The sequence below is a fragment of the Nocardia sp. JCM 34519.1 genome (assembly GCF_020361265.1).
Taxonomy (GTDB): Bacteria; Actinomycetota; Actinomycetes; order Mycobacteriales; family Mycobacteriaceae; genus Nocardia; species Nocardia arthritidis_A.
The window spans coordinates 55,558-71,257 of the sequence record NZ_JAIRBR010000013.1 but is presented as its reverse complement, the minus strand read 5'-3'; the positions used below and the strand labels follow the sequence as shown (position 1 = coordinate 71,257).

Annotated in this window: 12 protein-coding genes; 3 read left to right on the top strand and 9 right to left on the bottom strand. The window is 67.7% G+C overall.

All coding sequences use genetic code 11. From position 1 onward, the window contains the following. Positions 1–55 precede the first annotated feature (55 nt). The 3 genes from ilvC to LGY53_RS27935 form a co-directional block, all read right to left on the bottom strand. Positions 56–1,057: a ketol-acid reductoisomerase gene (gene ilvC, locus LGY53_RS27945; protein ID WP_225729835.1), complete on the bottom strand. Its 1,002-nt coding sequence runs from the start codon at positions 1,055–1,057 to the stop codon at positions 56–58. A 116-nt stretch (positions 1,058–1,173) separates the two neighbouring features. Beyond that, positions 1,174–1,677 (bottom strand): acetolactate synthase small subunit, encoded by a 504-nt coding sequence (ilvN, locus tag LGY53_RS27940; protein ID WP_167477094.1) that lies wholly within the window; start codon positions 1,675–1,677, stop codon positions 1,174–1,176. Further along, the gene (locus tag LGY53_RS27935) at positions 1,674–3,614 is read right to left on the bottom strand and encodes an acetolactate synthase large subunit (RefSeq protein WP_225729690.1); all 1,941 of its coding nucleotides are present in this window, start codon (positions 3,612–3,614) and stop codon (positions 1,674–1,676) included. The genes ilvN and LGY53_RS27935 overlap by 4 nt, the downstream gene beginning before the upstream one ends. Before the next feature lie 365 nt (positions 3,615–3,979). Here LGY53_RS27935 and LGY53_RS27930 point away from each other — a divergent pair, with 365 nt between their 5' ends. Beyond that, a complete protein-coding gene (locus LGY53_RS27930) occupies positions 3,980–4,537 on the top strand; it encodes a PH domain-containing protein (RefSeq protein WP_225729689.1) in 558 nt (185 codons plus the stop codon). A gap of 317 nt (positions 4,538–4,854) precedes the next feature. After that, entirely contained in the window at positions 4,855–6,696 is a 1,842-nt protein-coding gene (gene ilvD, locus LGY53_RS27925; RefSeq protein ID WP_225729688.1) for a dihydroxy-acid dehydratase, read from the top strand. Between the two features lie 45 nt (positions 6,697–6,741). Here ilvD and LGY53_RS27920 read toward each other — a convergent pair whose 3' ends face one another. Further along, a complete protein-coding gene (locus tag LGY53_RS27920; protein ID WP_225729687.1) occupies positions 6,742–7,263 on the bottom strand; it encodes a hypothetical protein in 522 nt (173 codons plus the stop codon). A 63-nt stretch (positions 7,264–7,326) separates the two neighbouring features. Continuing rightward, positions 7,327–8,190 (bottom strand): DoxX family protein, encoded by an 864-nt coding sequence (locus LGY53_RS27915; protein ID WP_225729686.1) that lies wholly within the window; start codon positions 8,188–8,190, stop codon positions 7,327–7,329. Between the two features lie 111 nt (positions 8,191–8,301). Between LGY53_RS27915 and LGY53_RS27910 the strand changes: the two genes are divergently transcribed. Further along, positions 8,302–9,402 carry a PQQ-dependent sugar dehydrogenase gene (locus LGY53_RS27910; RefSeq protein WP_225729685.1) on the top strand — a complete coding sequence of 367 codons (1,101 nt, stop codon included), beginning with the start codon at positions 8,302–8,304 and terminating at the stop codon, positions 9,400–9,402. 60 nt (positions 9,403–9,462) lie between these two features. On the opposite strand, the gene gatB is transcribed toward LGY53_RS27910, so the two are convergent. The 4 genes from gatB to LGY53_RS27890 form a co-directional block, all read right to left on the bottom strand. Continuing rightward, positions 9,463–10,968 (bottom strand): Asp-tRNA(Asn)/Glu-tRNA(Gln) amidotransferase subunit GatB, encoded by a 1,506-nt coding sequence (gatB, locus tag LGY53_RS27905; protein WP_225729684.1) that lies wholly within the window; start codon positions 10,966–10,968, stop codon positions 9,463–9,465. Positions 10,969–11,090: 122 nt separating this feature from the next. Continuing rightward, on the bottom strand, positions 11,091–12,470 hold the full coding sequence (locus tag LGY53_RS27900; protein WP_225729683.1) for a S9 family peptidase: 1,380 nt from the start codon (positions 12,468–12,470) through the stop codon (positions 11,091–11,093). 92 nt (positions 12,471–12,562) lie between these two features. Then, entirely contained in the window at positions 12,563–13,597 is a 1,035-nt protein-coding gene (locus LGY53_RS27895) for an ATP-dependent 6-phosphofructokinase (RefSeq protein WP_167477102.1), read from the bottom strand. Between the two features lie 187 nt (positions 13,598–13,784). Then, entirely contained in the window at positions 13,785–15,644 is a 1,860-nt protein-coding gene (locus LGY53_RS27890) for a serine/threonine-protein kinase (protein WP_225729682.1), read from the bottom strand. Positions 15,645–15,700 lie beyond the last annotated feature (56 nt).

Sequence of the window (15,700 nt, the reverse complement as noted above, 5' to 3'; positions counted from 1 at the left end):
GGCCGGAAACGCCGCTGGCCCGCCCCAATAAGGAGCGGGCCAGCGGCGTCGAACCTTAAGCGGTTTCGGTGATCGGCCGGTCGACCCAGCTCATCAGCCCGCGCAGCTTCGCACCGGTGACCTCGATCGGGTGCTCGGCGTTCTTCTTGCGCAGCGCCTCGAGCTCCTTGTTGCCGCCCTCGACATTGGCGACCAGTCGCTTGACGAAGGTGCCGTCCTGGATGTCCTCGAGGATGTCGCGCATCCGCTGCTTGGTGTCGGCGTCGATGACCCGCGGGCCCGACAGGTAGCCACCGAATTCGGCGGTGTCGGAGACCGAGTAGTTCATCCGCGCGATGCCGCCCTCGTACATCAGGTCGACGATCAGCTTGAGCTCGTGCAGCACCTCGAAGTAGGCCATCTCGGGCGCGTAGCCGGCCTCGACCATGACCTCGAAACCGGTCTTGACCAGTTCCTCGGTGCCACCGCAGAGCACGGCCTGCTCACCGAACAGGTCGGTCTCGGTCTCCTCCTTGAAGGTGGTCTTGATGACGCCGGCGCGCGCGCCGCCGATGCCCTTGGCGTAGGACAGCGCCAGCGCCTGACCCTCACCCTTCGGGTCCTGATCGATGGCGATGAGACAGGGCACGCCCTTGCCGTCGACGAACTGGCGGCGCACGAGGTGGCCGGGGCCCTTCGGCGCGACCATGCCGATGGTGATGTTGGCGGGCGGCTTGATCAGGCCGAAGTGGATGTTGAGGCCGTGGCCGAAGAACAGCGCGTCGCCGTCCTTCAGGTTGGGCTCGATGTCGTTGGTGAAGATCGATGCCTGCGCGGTGTCGGGCGCGAGCAGCATGATCACATCGGCCCACGCCGAAACCTCGGCCGGGGTGCCGACGGTCAGGCCCGCCTCCTCGGCCTTCGGGCGCGACTTCGAACCCTCCGCGAGGCCGACCCGGACCTCGACGCCGGAGTCGCGCAGGCTCAGCGAGTGCGCGTGCCCCTGGCTGCCGTAGCCGATGACAGCGACCTTGCGGCCCTGAATGATCGACAGGTCGGCGTCGTCGTCGTAGAACATCTCGACTGCCACTTGGTAGGTCCCTTCTTTCCTTCTTTTTAGGTCTGTAGGCCCACGATCATTGCGGGCCAACACAATTCGATTCGTCGCCGGTCCGCTCACCGGACCGGGTACAACTAGCGAGTCGCGGTAATCGACTTCGGCCCGCGACCGACCGCGACCACACCCGACTGCACGATCTCCCGGATCCCGTACGGCTCCAGCATCCGCAGCAGCGCGTCCAGCTTGGACCGGGTTCCGGTCGCCTCGACGGTGAGCGCGTCCGGTGAGACGTCGATCACCTTCGCCCGGAAGAGCGTAACCGCCTCGATCACCTGGGTCCGCACGCTGGCGTCGGCGCGCACCTTGACCAGGATGAGTTCGCGGGCCACCGAGCTGTCCGCATCCTGTTCGACGATCTTGATGACGTTCACCAGCTTGTTGAGCTGTTTGGTGACCTGCTCCAGCGGCAGATCCTCGACGGTGACGACGATGGTCATCCGCGAGATGTCCGGGATCTCGGTGCCGCCGACGGCCAGCGATTCGATATTGAAGCCGCGCCGGGAGAACAGGCTCGCCACCCGGGCCAGCACGCCCGGCTTGTCCTCGACAAGCACACTCAGCGTGTGGGTGGTGCTCATGCTTCGCTCCCCTTGCTCTTCTCGTGCAACATCGCCTCGTGGATCACCGCGGGTTCGGCGGCCTGCTCGTCCTCGTCGAACAGCGGGCGGATGCCGCGGGCGGCCATGATCTCGTCGTTGCTGGTGCCCGCGGCGACCATCGGCCACACCTGGGCGTCCTTGCCGACGATGAAATCGATCACCACCGGCCGGTCGTCGATGGACTGCGCCTCGCGGATCGCGGCCTCGACATCCTCCTCGCGCTCGACCCGGATGCCATGGCAGCCAAGGGCTTCCGCGAGTTTGACGAAGTCGGGGATGCGCAGCGTATGCGTGCCGAGATCGGTGTTGGAGTAGCGCTCCTGATAGAAGAGGGTCTGCCACTGCCGGACCATGCCGAGGTTGCCGTTGTTGATCAACGCGACCTTGATCGGCACGCCCTCGACGGCGCAGGTGGCCAACTCCTGGTTGGTCATCTGGAAGCAGCCGTCACCGTCGACCGCCCACACCTCTTTGTCGGGCGCGCCCATCTTGGCGCCCATGGCGGCCGGAACGGCGTAGCCCATGGTGCCGAGACCGCCGGAATTCAGCCAGGTGCGCGGCTTTTCGTATTTGATGAACTGCGCGGCCCACATCTGGTGCTGACCGACGCCCGCACAGTAGATGGCGTCGGGTCCGGCGAGGCGGCCGAGCGCTTCGATCACGAATTCCGGTGAGAGCGAACCATCTTTCGGCGGCGTCCAGCCGAGCGGGTACTGCTTGCGGATGCCGTCCAGGTACGTCCACCATTCCGAAAGTTCCAGCAGCGGAGCGTTTCCGGTGGCCGGATCGGCCTTCAGCGTCTCGATGAGTTCGGCGATCACCTCGCGGCAGTCGCCGACGATCGGCACATCGGCGTGCCGGTTCTTTCCGATCTCCGCCGGATCGATATCGGCGTGAATCACCTTGGCGGCGGGGGCGAATGAATCCAGCTGACCGGTGACCCGGTCGTCGAAACGCGCGCCGAGGGTGATCAGCAGATCCGACTTCTGCAGTGCCGCAACGGCTCCCACGGTGCCGTGCATACCGGGCATACCCATGTTCAGCCGGTGGCTGTCCGGGAACGCGCCGCGCGCCATCAGCGTGGTGACCACCGGGATGCCGGTCAGCTCGGCCAGCTCCAGCAGTTCCTTCGAGGCGTCGGCCTTGATGACGCCGCCGCCGACGTACAGCACGGGCGCCTTCGCCTCCAGGATCATCCTGGCCGCCTCGCGCACCTGCTTACCGTGCGGCTTGGTGACCGGACGGTAGCCGGGCAGCCGCAGCTCCGGCGGCCAGGTGAAGGTGGTCTGCGCCTGCAGCACATCCTTCGGGATGTCGACGAGCACCGCGCCGGGACGGCCGGACGCGGCCAGGTAGAACGCCTCGGCCAGGATGCGCGGGATGTCGACGCCCTCGGTGATGAGGAAGTTGTGCTTGGTGATCGGCATGGTGATGCCGGAGATATCCGCCTCCTGGAAGGCGTCCGTGCCGATCAGCCCGCGGCCGACCTGTCCGGTGATCGCGACGATCGGCACCGAATCCATCTGAGCGTCGGCGATCGGGGTGACCAGGTTGGTCGCGCCGGGACCGGAGGTGGCCATGCAGACGCCGACCTTGCCGGTGGCCTGCGCATAGCCGGTGGCCGCGTGACCGGCACCCTGCTCGTGCCGGACCAGCACGTGGCGGACCTTCGTCGAGTCGAAGAGCGGGTCGTAGACCGGAAGAATCGCGCCGCCCGGAATGCCGAAGACCGTATCGACGCCGAGTTCCTCGAGCGAACGAATCACCGACTGCGCGCCGGTGACCCGCTCGGGCGGGACCTGGCGGCGGTTGGCGGTATTCGTCGCAGCGGGCTGGCCGGCGGCAGCGGGCTGCTGATTCGCCGAGGGCGCTGGCCTGCGGGCCGATGGCCCGGGCCGGGCGGTTGGTGCGCTCACCGTCTTCGTTCCTTACTGCTTGTCGTTCTGACCCCGGATTTGTGCGTGACATGCGGTGTCTTGCGACTCGCCATGTGCCGGACATTACTCCGAACAACAAAAAACCCCCGACCAGCGCATAGCTGTTCGAGGGTGGCGCGTCGCAACGCGAGCTGACGTATTCGACTCAGACTGTCAGGCTCAACGCTGGACGCGCCGGCCGATTACGAGAAGCTCGTTTCGATTCACGCGGACGACGTTAAGCGGGCGTGAACCTCGGAGTCAAACAGATGACCCATGACATCCCATTATGTGGGACTGCGGCGGCTGTATGTGAGCCTGCACCAGGATGCGAGGATGGTGGTGTGTCATCACCGCATCAGTCCGTGCCACCGGTTGAATCGTCCCACACCGCCGACTCGGGACCGGATACGGGTCGGGCGTCCGAACCACGGATCATCCGGATTCCGCAGCTGGCCTACCTAGGCGTGCTGGTCCTGCTGTTCTGCGTATTCTTCTTTTTCGTCGGCTGGCCCGTCGGGCTGTGGTGGCTGCTGTTGATCCCGGCGGCCGCGGTGGTCTGGGTGGCCAGGACGCGGACGGTGATCTCGGAGTCCGGACTGGAACTGCGCACGGTCTTCAAATCCCGGCATGTGGACTGGGCGGAGCTGAAGGGCGTCAGCATTCCCAAGCGCGGGTTCGTGCGGGCGCATCTGACCGACGGCTCCGAGGTGAAGCTGCCCGCGGTGAGCTACGACCGGCTGCGCGATCTGATCGCCGCGTCCAACGGGCGGATCCCGGACCTGTTCGCGGCGGCTGCCGAGGCGCAGAAGGCCGCGGCTGAGCAGACGGAGTCGACGGCAGCCGAGCCGGACGCGAACGCCGCCTCGGACCAGGACTCGACCGTCCCGGAAAAGGATTCGCCCGCCTCGGACAAGGACTGACGGGAACTCGCCCAGACAGCAAGCCGATCGGGGGGCGTATTCCCCCGGTGGGTATGCGGATACTCACTGGCTCCGCCGGATGCGGCGGCGCTAGGCTGGTTCGCATCAAGCGGTGCCGGAAGCGACACAACCGATGACACCGTTCGCGCCGACGACACCCTGCGGCGACACCGATATCAGCGCCGAGCACCGGCCGAGCGACCGCCAACAGCCGTCGCCACCGGCGAATAGGCCGACCCTCCCCGCGAGTACCGTGGAGAGGCCGCCGAGCAAACTCGGCGCCGTCGCACATCAGCCCCCGCGACCACGAGGACACCATGCCACCGCTTCGTTCCCGAACCACCACCATCGGCCGCAATGCCGCGGGCGCGCGCGCCCTCTGGCGCGCCACCGGAATGACCGATTCCGACTTCGGCAAGCCGATCGTCGCCATCGCGAACTCCTACACCCAGTTCGTGCCCGGGCACGTCCATCTGAAGAACGTCGGTGAGATCGTCGCGGACGCTGTACGCACCGCGGGCGGGGTGCCGCGCGAATTCCACACCATCGCCGTCGACGACGGTATCGCCATGGGCCACGGCGGCATGCTGTACTCGCTGCCCTCGCGCGAAATCATCGCCGACTCGGTGGAATACATGGTGAACGCGCACACCGCCGATGCGCTGGTGTGCATCTCGAACTGCGACAAGATCACCCCCGGCATGCTGAATGCCGCACTGCGACTGAACATTCCGACGGTTTTCGTCTCCGGCGGGCCGATGGAGGCGGGCAAGGCGGTCGTCGTCGGCGGGGTCGCGCAGGCGCCGACCGATCTGATCACCGCGATCGCCGCGAGCGCGAATCAGGCCGTCTCCGAGGACGGTCTGTCCGAGGTGGAGCGCAGCGCGTGCCCGACCTGCGGTTCGTGTTCCGGCATGTTCACCGCCAACTCGATGAACTGCCTCACCGAGGCGCTCGGACTCGCGTTGCCGGGCAACGGATCCACGCTGGCCACCCACGCCGCGCGCCGGGCGCTGTTCGAGCGGGCGGGCACGGTGGTCGTCGATATCGCCAACCGCTGGTACCGCGCGGACGACGCCTCGGTGCTGCCGCGAAATGTGGCCAATGCCAAGGCTTTCCGCAATGCGATGGCGCTGGATGTCGCGATGGGCGGGTCGACCAACACGGTGCTGCACACGCTGGCCGCCGCGCAGGAGGGCGAGATCGACTTCGATCTGGGCACGATCGATGAGATCTCGCGGAAAGTGCCGTGCCTGTCCAAGGTTTCGCCGAACTCCGACTACCACATGGAGGATGTGCACCGGGCCGGCGGCATCCCGGCGATCCTGGGCGAGCTGCGCCGCGGCGGACTGCTCGAGACCGACGTGACCACCGTGCACACCCGCGGCCTCGACGAATGGCTCGACACCTGGGATATCCGCTCCGGCAAGGCATCCGAGGAGGCCATCGAGCTCTTCCACGCCGCGCCGGGCGGGGTGCGCACCACCGAACCGTTCTCCACCGAGAACCGGTGGTCGTCGCTGGACACCGACGCCGAAAAGGGCTGCATCCGCGATATCGCGCACGCGTACACCGTCGAGGGCGGGCTCTGCGTGCTGCGCGGCAATATCGCCCCCGACGGCGCGATCCTCAAAACCGCTGGTATCGACGAGGATCTGTTCACCTTCCAGGGTCCGGCCGTCGTGGTCGAATCGCAGGAGGAAGCGGTTTCGGTCATCCTCAACAAGAAGATCAAGCCGGGCGATGTGATCGTGGTTCGCTACGAGGGGCCGTCGGGCGGGCCGGGTATGCAGGAAATGCTGCACCCCACCGCATTCCTGAAGGGCGCCGGGCTCGGCAAGCAGTGCGCGCTGATCACCGACGGCCGCTTCTCCGGTGGCACGTCCGGACTTTCGATCGGTCACATCTCGCCCGAGGCCGCGAGCGCGGGCACCATCGGCCTGATCGAGGACGGCGACCAGATCCGCATCGACGTGCACACCCGCGCGCTCGAACTGCTGGTCCCCGACGAGGTGCTTGCCGAGCGTCGCTCGAAAATGGAAGCGTCCGAACGTCCTTGGCAGCCCGCACATCGCGACCGTCCGGTCACCACGGCCCTGCGCGCCTACGCCGCGCTCGCCACCTCGGCCGATAAGGGCGCGGTCCGGCGAGTGCCGTAAATCGTTGGCGGCCCGCATATTCGATATGCGGGCCGCTTTCGTCCTTCAGACGATTTCCAACTGATACGCCGCCTCGACCCAGAAGCCGCCGGGTTCGTACTCACCGCCGAAGGTGAGAACGTAGTCGCCGCGCGAAAGGTCGTCGAGGCGGCACCACAAACCCCAGGCCGTCGCCTTGAACCGGCCGGTGACGCCGAATGGGCCGCCCGCCGCGCCGGTGATGCCGAACGGGGTCCGGTTGGCCACCTCGCGCACCGGCAGCGAAACGCCGTTCAGCTCGGCATGTCCGGTCGCCGCGGGCGCCACCGGAACCTGGCTGCCGAATAACGAGAACCCCTTGACCCGCTGGAAGATATTGAAGGTCGGGAAGAAGATCGGCCGTCCGTGCGGTACGGCACACCGCCGAGAAACCTTGCCGCCGAAGGTTCCCGCGAGAAACCAGACGTCCTCGGGTTGACCTTCGGCGGCGTACTCCCCGCTCTCGTCACAGACGGGATTCTTGGCGTTCGGTATCGACATCGCCCACTGCCACCATCGGGCGGCCAACTGATCGTCCGTATGCCGCATCCCACTCCTTCGGCCGCCGATCTCGACCCAGCATAACCGAAGTGGGAATCGTTGTGGGACTTGTCAATTGAAGGGGCCGACGCCCCGCAACGGATTTCCGCCGTGCAGGAAGTACCAGGTGACCACCGCGGCGGCGATCGCGAGGACCAATACGACGAAGGAACCGTAGGCCGGGCGGGTGGCCCAGCCGCGGGCGCGGTCGAAGGACCAGCGGCCGGGGCCGGTCAGGATGAGCGCGGCCGCGGCACCCGCGAGAATGCTTTCCAACTCGACGCCGGTGCGCACCGTCGAGCTGTATTGGAATCCGGGCAGCATGCCCTGCTTCCATGCCCACGCGTCGAGGATCACCGCGAGCACCGCACCGGCGGCGAGCGGGGTCGCGACGCCGATGGCGAGCAGCGTGCCGCCGCCCAGCTCGCCGACGGTGACCATGATGGTGGCCAGCGTCGGATGATCCCAGCCGCCCTGCTCCATCATGTGCCGGGTGCCGTCGAGGCCGGGGCCGTGGAACCAGCCGGTGAGCTTCTGCAGACCGTGATAGACGAAGGTGCCGCCCACCACGAGGCGCAGCAGGAACAATCCGAAATCCAGGGTGCCTCGGCGGTTTTCGCCGTTGCGCCGGCGCAGCTTGGCCGTCTCGCCCGGCGGGCTGGCCGCGGGCGGGATGCTTGCGTACGGATAGCTGGCGGTCTCGGGCGCCGCGGACTCGCCGATCCGGCTCTGGCCGACGGTCGGCACCTGCGGGTCGAGACCGAGCTCCTCGTCGGTGCGCGGCACATCCCTGATCGCGGGCATCTGCTGCGTCGGGTTGTCGAAGGGGCTGCTCACCCCACGTCCGGTAAGCGTCACCGTCGGCTGGTCCGGCGTCGGCGGCACCGAACCGCCGCTCGCCGCGCCCCCGGAGGTTTCATTCGGCTTGTCCGTCACGGCCCATACCCTATGTCGCCGGGCCGATAACGGGGCGGTAAACGGTAACGGCGTGTCAACACCCCACCCCGGAGGGGGCGCGTCGGGAAGTATTTCCGTAACGTCTCAACCATGAGTTTGGTTGTCGCGGGCCGCGTCGCATTGAGCCTCACGCTCGGCGCTGCCCTGCTTGCCGGATGCGCCCGGTTCGATGATTCGGCGTCCAGCCCGTTCACCCCGGAACCGACCATGCACGCGGCCGATCTCGACCCGACGAAGCCGGCGCCGCCGACCACCTCACGCGTACTCGGCCCGTGTCAGGATCCGGACCAGAATGTGATGGCAACCTGTCTCGACACCCTCGGCGGACTGGTCGCCGTGCCCGACGGTGTACTGGTCGCCGAGCGCCGCACCGGCCGCATCCTGAAGGTGAGCGATCCGAATATCCCGCCGCAGGAGATCACCAAGCTGGATGTGGACGGCTCCGGCGACGGCGGACTCGACGACCTGGTGCTCTCCCCCACCTACCACGAGGACGGCCTGCTCTACGCCTACATCACCACCGCCACCGACAACCGGGTGGTGCGGATCGCCGAGAACGGCCCGCCGAAGGATATCCTGACCGGAATCCCCAAGGGCCCCACCGGAAATCACGGCGCGATCGAATGGGCGACACCGACCCAGCTGCTGGTGCTCACCGGCGATGCGGGCAATCCCGGTGCGGCGTCGACGAATTCGTCGCTGGCCGGAAAGCTGCTCCGGGTGAATTCGCCCGCGCCGGGCGCGTCGACGCCCGAGATCGCGGTATCCGGCATCGGGGTCGCGGGTGATATCTGCCGCGATCCGAAGGACGGCATCTGGATCACCGATCGCACCGCCACCGAGGACCGGCTGCAGCGCCTCGCCCCCGACGGCACCGTGACGACCGCGTGGACCTGGCCGGATCGGCCCGGGGTCGGCGGCTGCGCGGCGGGCGCCGACGTGGTGGCTATCGCACTCAGCAACGCGAAAGCGGTGGCGATGGTCGCGGCCGATCCGAATACGCATGCGGTGACGACCGCGCCGTCGCTCACCGTGCAGGACCGATACGGGCAGCTCTACGGCGCGACCACCGGCCCGGACGGAAATGTCTGGGTGACAACGTCGAACAAGACCTCCGGCCCCGGCGGGCCGAACGACGACCGAGTCGTCCGGATTCCGCCGCCGTCGCCGGGCGGCGGCTCGCCGGACTAGTCGCCCGAGTTCGATCGGCCCCGCCGCGGCGGGGCCGATCGTGCTACGGGGCAGCGATTCTCAGCTGCAGGCCGCGATCACGAGTTCGCGAACCCGGGCGGCGTCGGCCTGGCCGCGGGTCGCCTTCATCACATCGCCGACGATCTTGCCCGCGGCCTGCACCTTGCCGGAGCGGATCTTCTCGGCGATATCCGGATTCGCGGCCAGCGCCTTTTCCACCTCGGCCTGCAGCGCGCCCTCGTCGCTGACCATGCCGAGACCCTTCGCCTCGACGATGGCGGCCGGTTCACCCTCGCCCGCCAGCACCAGATCGACCACCTGCTTGGCGACCTTCGAGTTGATGGTCTTGGCCTCGACCAGCTTGATCACCGCGGCGACCTGTGCGGGCGTGATCGGCAGGTCCTCCAGGGAAACCTCACGCTCCTTCGCCTTTTCGGTCAGGTAGGCGACCCACCAGGAGCGCGCGTCGTCGGCGGGTGCGCCGGCGTCGGCGGTGGCGATGATCAACTCCAGCGCGCCCGCGTTCACCACATCGCGCATCACCTCGTCGGCCCAGCCCCATTCGGACTGCAGGCGGGCGCGGCGCAGCCACGGGTACTCCGGGATGGTGCCGCGCAACTCTTCGACCCAATCCGCCGACGGCGCAACGGGTTCCAGATCCGGCTCGGGGAAGTAGCGGTAGTCCTCGGCGGACTCCTTGAGGCGGCCCGCCGAGGTGGTGCCGTCGGCCTCGTGGAAGTGCCTGGTCTCCATGATGATGGTGCCGCCGTCGGCGAGCACCGCGGCCTGGCGGCGCATCTCGAACCGTACCGCGACCTCGACGCTCTTGAGCGAGTTGACGTTCTTGGTCTCCGTGCGGGTGCCGAATTCCGTTGCGCCCTTGGGCATCAGCGAAACGTTGGCGTCGCAGCGCAGCGAGCCCTGCTCCATTTTCACGTCGGAGACGGCGAGCGCCCGCAGCAGATCACGCAGCGCGGTGACGTATGCGCGGGCCACCTCGGGGGCGCGCTCGCCCGCGCCGGTGATCGGCTTGGTGACGATCTCGATGAGCGGCACCCCGGCCCGGTTGTAGTCGAGCAGCGAGTGGCTGGCGCCGTGGATGCGGCCGGTCGCGCCGCCGACGTGCACCGACTTACCGGTGTCCTCCTCCATATGCGCGCGCTCGATCTCCACCCGGAAGGTGCTGCCGTCGTCGAGCACCACATCGAGGTGGCCGTTGCTGGCGATCGGCTCGTCGTACTGGCTGATCTGGTAGTTCTTCGGCTGGTCGGGGTAGAAGTAGTTCTTGCGCGCGAACCGGCCCCACGGTGCGATGGAACAGTTCAGCGCCAGGCCGATTCGGATCGCCGACTCCACCGCCTGCTGGTTCACCACCGGCAGCGAACCGGGCAGGCCGAGGCATACCGGGCACACCTGGGTATTCGGCTCCGCGCCGAATTCGGTCGGGCAACCGCAGAACATCTTGGTCGCGGTGGACAGCTCGACGTGAACCTCCAAGCCGAGCACCGGCTCGAACCGGGAGATAACGTCGGCATAATCCATCAACTCGACCGTGGGTGCGCTCATGCCTGAGCCTCGCTAGCGCTCGGCTCCGCCATGACCGCACTGGCGGCTGTGTCTATGATTCGCTCGCTGCGCTCGCTCATGGCCGTAAGTTTATGCAAGCGGCGCTCCCCTATCGCGCCCGCCTACTTGGTCGGGAACCGCTGCTTCAGCCAATCGGTGACGTAGGTCAGCACCTCGGGCGCGATGGTGGTCTCGATATCGATGTACTCGCTGGGCTTCCCGGTTTGTGTGGGCTGCATCAGATGGTTGAGTCCGGGGAAGGTGTGCACGGTCGCATCCGGATCGGCGCGCAGATGGTCGCGCATCGGCTGTTCGTTCTGGGCGGCCGACACCTGGAGATCCTTGCCGCCGTAGCACGCGAGCACCGGAACACGCAGCGCCTCCAGTGCCGGGGCCGGGTCGTAGCTGACCAGGGCCGCCAAATAGGGCGTGATCTGCTCGGCCGCCTTGTCATCGGGTATCCGGCCGTGGTGCAGTTCGCCATTCATCTGCTTGGTGTAGGCCTTCGCACCCTCGAGATCACCCGCGCGCAGCAGCCTGGTCAGTTCGGTGTTGTACCGCACCTCGGTAGCGATCTGATCGGCGGGTGTGCCCTCGGCGGCGCCGATCAGCTTGGTCTGCTCGACCAGCGCATCCCCGCCGAGCACCGACGGACCCGCCATCGAGATGACGAACGCGACCCCGCTGTCCGGGCGCGCCGCGGCCAGCGGCGCGGTGTATCCGCCCTGGCTGTGCCCCATCAGACCGATTCGGGCCCCGTCGATTTCGGGCCGGGACTTCAGGAAACGAACCCCGGCGAGGATATCGTCGGCGAGATCGTTGTAGTTGGCGTCGTCGAGTTTGCCGCCGGTACCGCCGACGCCGCGCTGATCGGTGCGCAGTACGGCATAACCGGCCCGGGTGAACGTATCGGCCAACAGTAGGAAGGGCTTGTGCCCGTCCACTTCCTCATCGCGATTGTTCGGACCGCTGCCGACGACGAGCAGCACCGCGGGGAACGGTCCGCTCCCGTTCGGTTCGGTGAGCGTGCCCGCGATGGTGAGATCACCGCTGCGGTAGGTGACGTCGTCGGATCTGTACGGGAACGGCGACTTCGGTTCCTGCGGACGAGCCGGGGGCACGAGTTTGCCGTGCTCGAGCTCCAGCGGGAATTCCCGCGTGCCCTGATGGAAGGTGCCGGTGATCTTGTCGCCGTCCAGCTTGCCGTCGAACTTCGGATCGCCCGGCACCTCCGGAATTGCGAACCGCACCCGATCCGGTTGTGTCTCAACGTCTTTCAACGCCAAGCCTTTTACGCCCTGCGCGGGGATATCGATGGTGGCCTTGCCCGCGTCCAGAAAGCTCACGCCGACCTGGAGCGGTTTGTCCGGCAACCGGATGGACCCACGCCAGTCGCCGAGTACGGATGGCGACTTACCCGGCTCGGACTTCGAGCAGGCGGTGCCCACCGCCATCGCGGCAATTACGAACAGAGCCAACGCAATCAGTCGACCGGCGCGCATGCGGTCCACCCTACGGCTGGTCGGCGTCGATCGATATGAACGCGACCGAAGACCATACCTTCGGATGACCGGGTCACAGGGTTCCCCCTGACTCAGCCGAAGAACGCCTCGGCCTCCCGGTACCGGTCCTCCGGCACCCGTTTGAGCTGTTTGGTGGCCTCGGACAGCGGAACCAGATCGATCGCGGTGCCGCGCAGCGCCACCATCTGACCGAACTGTCCGGCGTGCACCGCCTCAGCGGCGTGCAGACCGAAGCGGGTGGCCAGCACCCGGTCGTACGGGGTCGGGCTGCCGCCGCGCTGCACATGGCCGAGCACGGTGGTGCGCACCTCCTTGCCGATGCGCCGCTCGATCTCCGCGCCGAGCTGTTGCGCGACACCGGTGAACCGCTCGTGGCCGAATTCGTCGATACCACCCTCGCGCAGCGCGAATCCGGTGTCCGGCGCGGGATGCGAACCCTCGGCGACCACGCAGATGAAATGCTTGTCGCCGCGCTGGAAGCGCCGCTTGATCATCTGGCACACCTCGTCGACATCGAACGGGACCTCCGGCACCAACGTCAGGTGCGCGCCCGCGGCGATGCCGGAGTGGATGGCGATCCAGCCCGCATGCCTGCCCATCACCTCGACGAGCATGACGCGCTGATGCGATTCCGCGGTGGTGTGCAGCCGGTCGATCGCCTCGGTGGCGATGGTGAGCGCGGTGTCGTGGCCGAATGTGACGTCGGTGCAATCGATGTCGTTGTCGATGGTCTTGGGCACGCCGACCACGGGCACACCCTCATCGGACAGCCAGCTCGCCGCGGTGAGGGTGCCTTCGCCGCCGATCGGGATGAGTGCCTCGATACCGTTGTCGTCGAGGGTCCGCTTGATCTTGCCGAGTCCGGCGCGCAGCACGTCCGGGTTGGTGCGCGCGGTGCCGAGCATGGTGCCGCCCTTGTTGAGCAGCCGGTCGGTGCGGTCGTCGTTGAGGATATTGATCTTTCGATCCTCCAGTAGGCCGCGCCAGCCGTCCTGGAAGCCGACGACGGCATCGCCGTAGCGTCCGTTCGCGGTGCGAACGACGGCACGGATCACCGCGTTCAGGCCTGGGCAGTCTCCGCCTCCGGTCAAGACTCCGATGCGCATGGCCGATATCTTGCCTGCTTGCGCGGCACCGGAGAGCCGCGCCCCCGAGTACTCCGGGTAACGGGAAGGATTGCTCGCTGCACCTGCCATGATCGGCCACACTTTCGTCGCGCTCTGCGTCGTTTCAGGAGTCGTTCGGGACCATCCTCGCCGGGTGCGGACCCACCCGCATCCGGTGCGGACGGCGTCAGTAGAGGTAGACGATGGCGTTCTCGCCACCGCTGCAGGTGACGAGGTCGCCACCCATCGTGCAGATCATTTGGTAGTCCTGGTCTTTGGCCGGGCTGTGCGCGGTGACCGTGACGGAGCCCGTGGTGACGCCGGTCGCGTTGAACGCCTTGCGCACCTCCTCGGCGAACGGACACGAGGTGACCGTGGTGCCGACGGCCGAGGCGGCGAAGCGGCCCGGTTGCGGAAACAACTTCGCGCACGGCTGTGCGTTCGCGGGCAATTGCACTACGTGCGTCGGCTCGGCGGGCGGTGTCGGCGTCTGGGCGGGCCGCAGCCGCAGCCAGCCGATAACGCCCGCCGCGACCAGCGCGGCGATCACGATCAGGCCGATCAGCGTTTTCAGCGCTCGGCGCTCGGTCCGCAAGGGTTGTGGACCGGTCGCCTCGCGGGTGGTCGAATTCGACGGCGCGGCGGTCTGATTCGGCGGCGCGGCACCGTCGCCGAATGGCTCCGGTCGATTCGCCTGGGCCGCGGCACCGTTCGGCCGCGGCCCGCTCTGGTTCGGCTGCGCCGCATTCTGCTGCGCGGCATGCGAATTCGGCTGCACCACGGCCGAATTACCCGGCGGATCGGAACGATTCGACTGGGCTACCGACCGGTTCGGATCACCTGCCTGGCCCGGCCGATTCGCCTGCGCCGCACGCGGTTCCGCGCGCACCGGCTCGACTCGGATAGCGGGCCAGCTCATCTCCGTCGCGCTCGGCCGCACCGGACCGGGTGGCGTCGGATCATTGCGCACCGGTTGGTTCGGCCTTTGCTGGCCGGGCTGCCCGTAACCGGGTTGACCGGGTCGTGGCACCGGTCTGCTCGGCTGCGGTGTGCGATCGAGGCCGGGGCGCGGCGGCACCGGCTGCGGTCCGGAAATCCGCTGCGGCCGAGCCGGTTCCGGATGACTCACCGATCCGGCCCGGTGCGCGGCCCCGAGGTCGAGGAATTTGGCCGTCGGCGGAGCGGGGGCATCCGGCCGCGTCCGGACGGTCGGCGCAGCGGGCGGGGTGTCGATCGCCGAGCGCGCCGCGGCGGCCAGCTCACCCGCCGTCGGATACCGGCCGACGGGCGCCTTCGCCATACCGCGCGCGATCACGTCGTCCAAAGCCGTTGGCACCCGCGGATTCCGGCGACTCGGCCGGGGTGCCGGCTGCGAAAGGTGGGCCCGGATCAGCATGTTCATCCCGTCGGACGGGAAAGGCTGTGCACCGGTGAGCGATTCATAGAGCACACAGGTGAGCGAGTAGACGTCGGCGGTGCCGGTGACCGGACCGGCGTCGAAGCGCTCCGGCGCGATATAGCTGTAGGAGCCGATGGCGATACCGGTCCCGGTGACGCTCGGATCGCTGGCCGAGCGGGCGATGCCGAAATCGGCCAGGTAAGCGAAATCCGTTGCGGTGACCAGGATATTGGCCGGTTTGACGTCGCGGTGCACCAGCCCCTCGGCATGTGCCGCGTCGAGCGCGGCCGCGATCTGTTCCACGATGTGCACGGCGCGGGCCGCCGGCAGCGGACCCTGCTCGCGCAGCACCGATTTCAGGTCCTCGCCGCGCACCAGGCGCATATCGATGTAGAGCGTGCCCTCGATGACGCCCCAGTCGTGGATCGGGATGACGTGCGGTTCGGCCAGCCGGGCCGCCGCCTGCGATTCGCGGCGGAACCGCTCCTGGAAGCGGGGATCGGCGGCCAGATCGGGGGAAAGCAGCTTCACCGCGACGATCCGGTCCTTCACCGTGTCGTACGCCTCGTAAACCTCGCCCATCCCGCCTTTGCCCAGCAACGAGCGCAGTTCGTAGGGACCGAACCGGGTCCCGATCCGCGTTTCCACCCCGTTACCTCCACATGCGGGCACGCGCGGGCACCCCGCGATATCACTCACCCGGT

Coding starts and splice junctions, on each gene's coding strand:
- LGY53_RS27895 (WP_167477102.1), bottom strand. CDS start 13,597: ATGCGCATCGGAGTCTTGACCGGAGGCGGAGACTGCCCAGGCCTGAAC.
- LGY53_RS27920 (WP_225729687.1), bottom strand. CDS start 7,263: ATGCGGCATACGGACGATCAGTTGGCCGCCCGATGGTGGCAGTGGGCG.
- ilvC (WP_225729835.1), bottom strand. CDS start 1,057: ATGTTCTACGACGACGACGCCGACCTGTCGATCATTCAGGGCCGCAAG.
- LGY53_RS27900 (WP_225729683.1), bottom strand. CDS start 12,470: ATGCGCGCCGGTCGACTGATTGCGTTGGCTCTGTTCGTAATTGCCGCG.
- LGY53_RS27910 (WP_225729685.1), top strand. CDS start 8,302: ATGAGTTTGGTTGTCGCGGGCCGCGTCGCATTGAGCCTCACGCTCGGC.
- gatB (WP_225729684.1), bottom strand. CDS start 10,968: ATGAGCGCACCCACGGTCGAGTTGATGGATTATGCCGACGTTATCTCC.
- ilvD (WP_225729688.1), top strand. CDS start 4,855: ATGCCACCGCTTCGTTCCCGAACCACCACCATCGGCCGCAATGCCGCG.
- ilvN (WP_167477094.1), bottom strand. CDS start 1,677: ATGAGCACCACCCACACGCTGAGTGTGCTTGTCGAGGACAAGCCGGGC.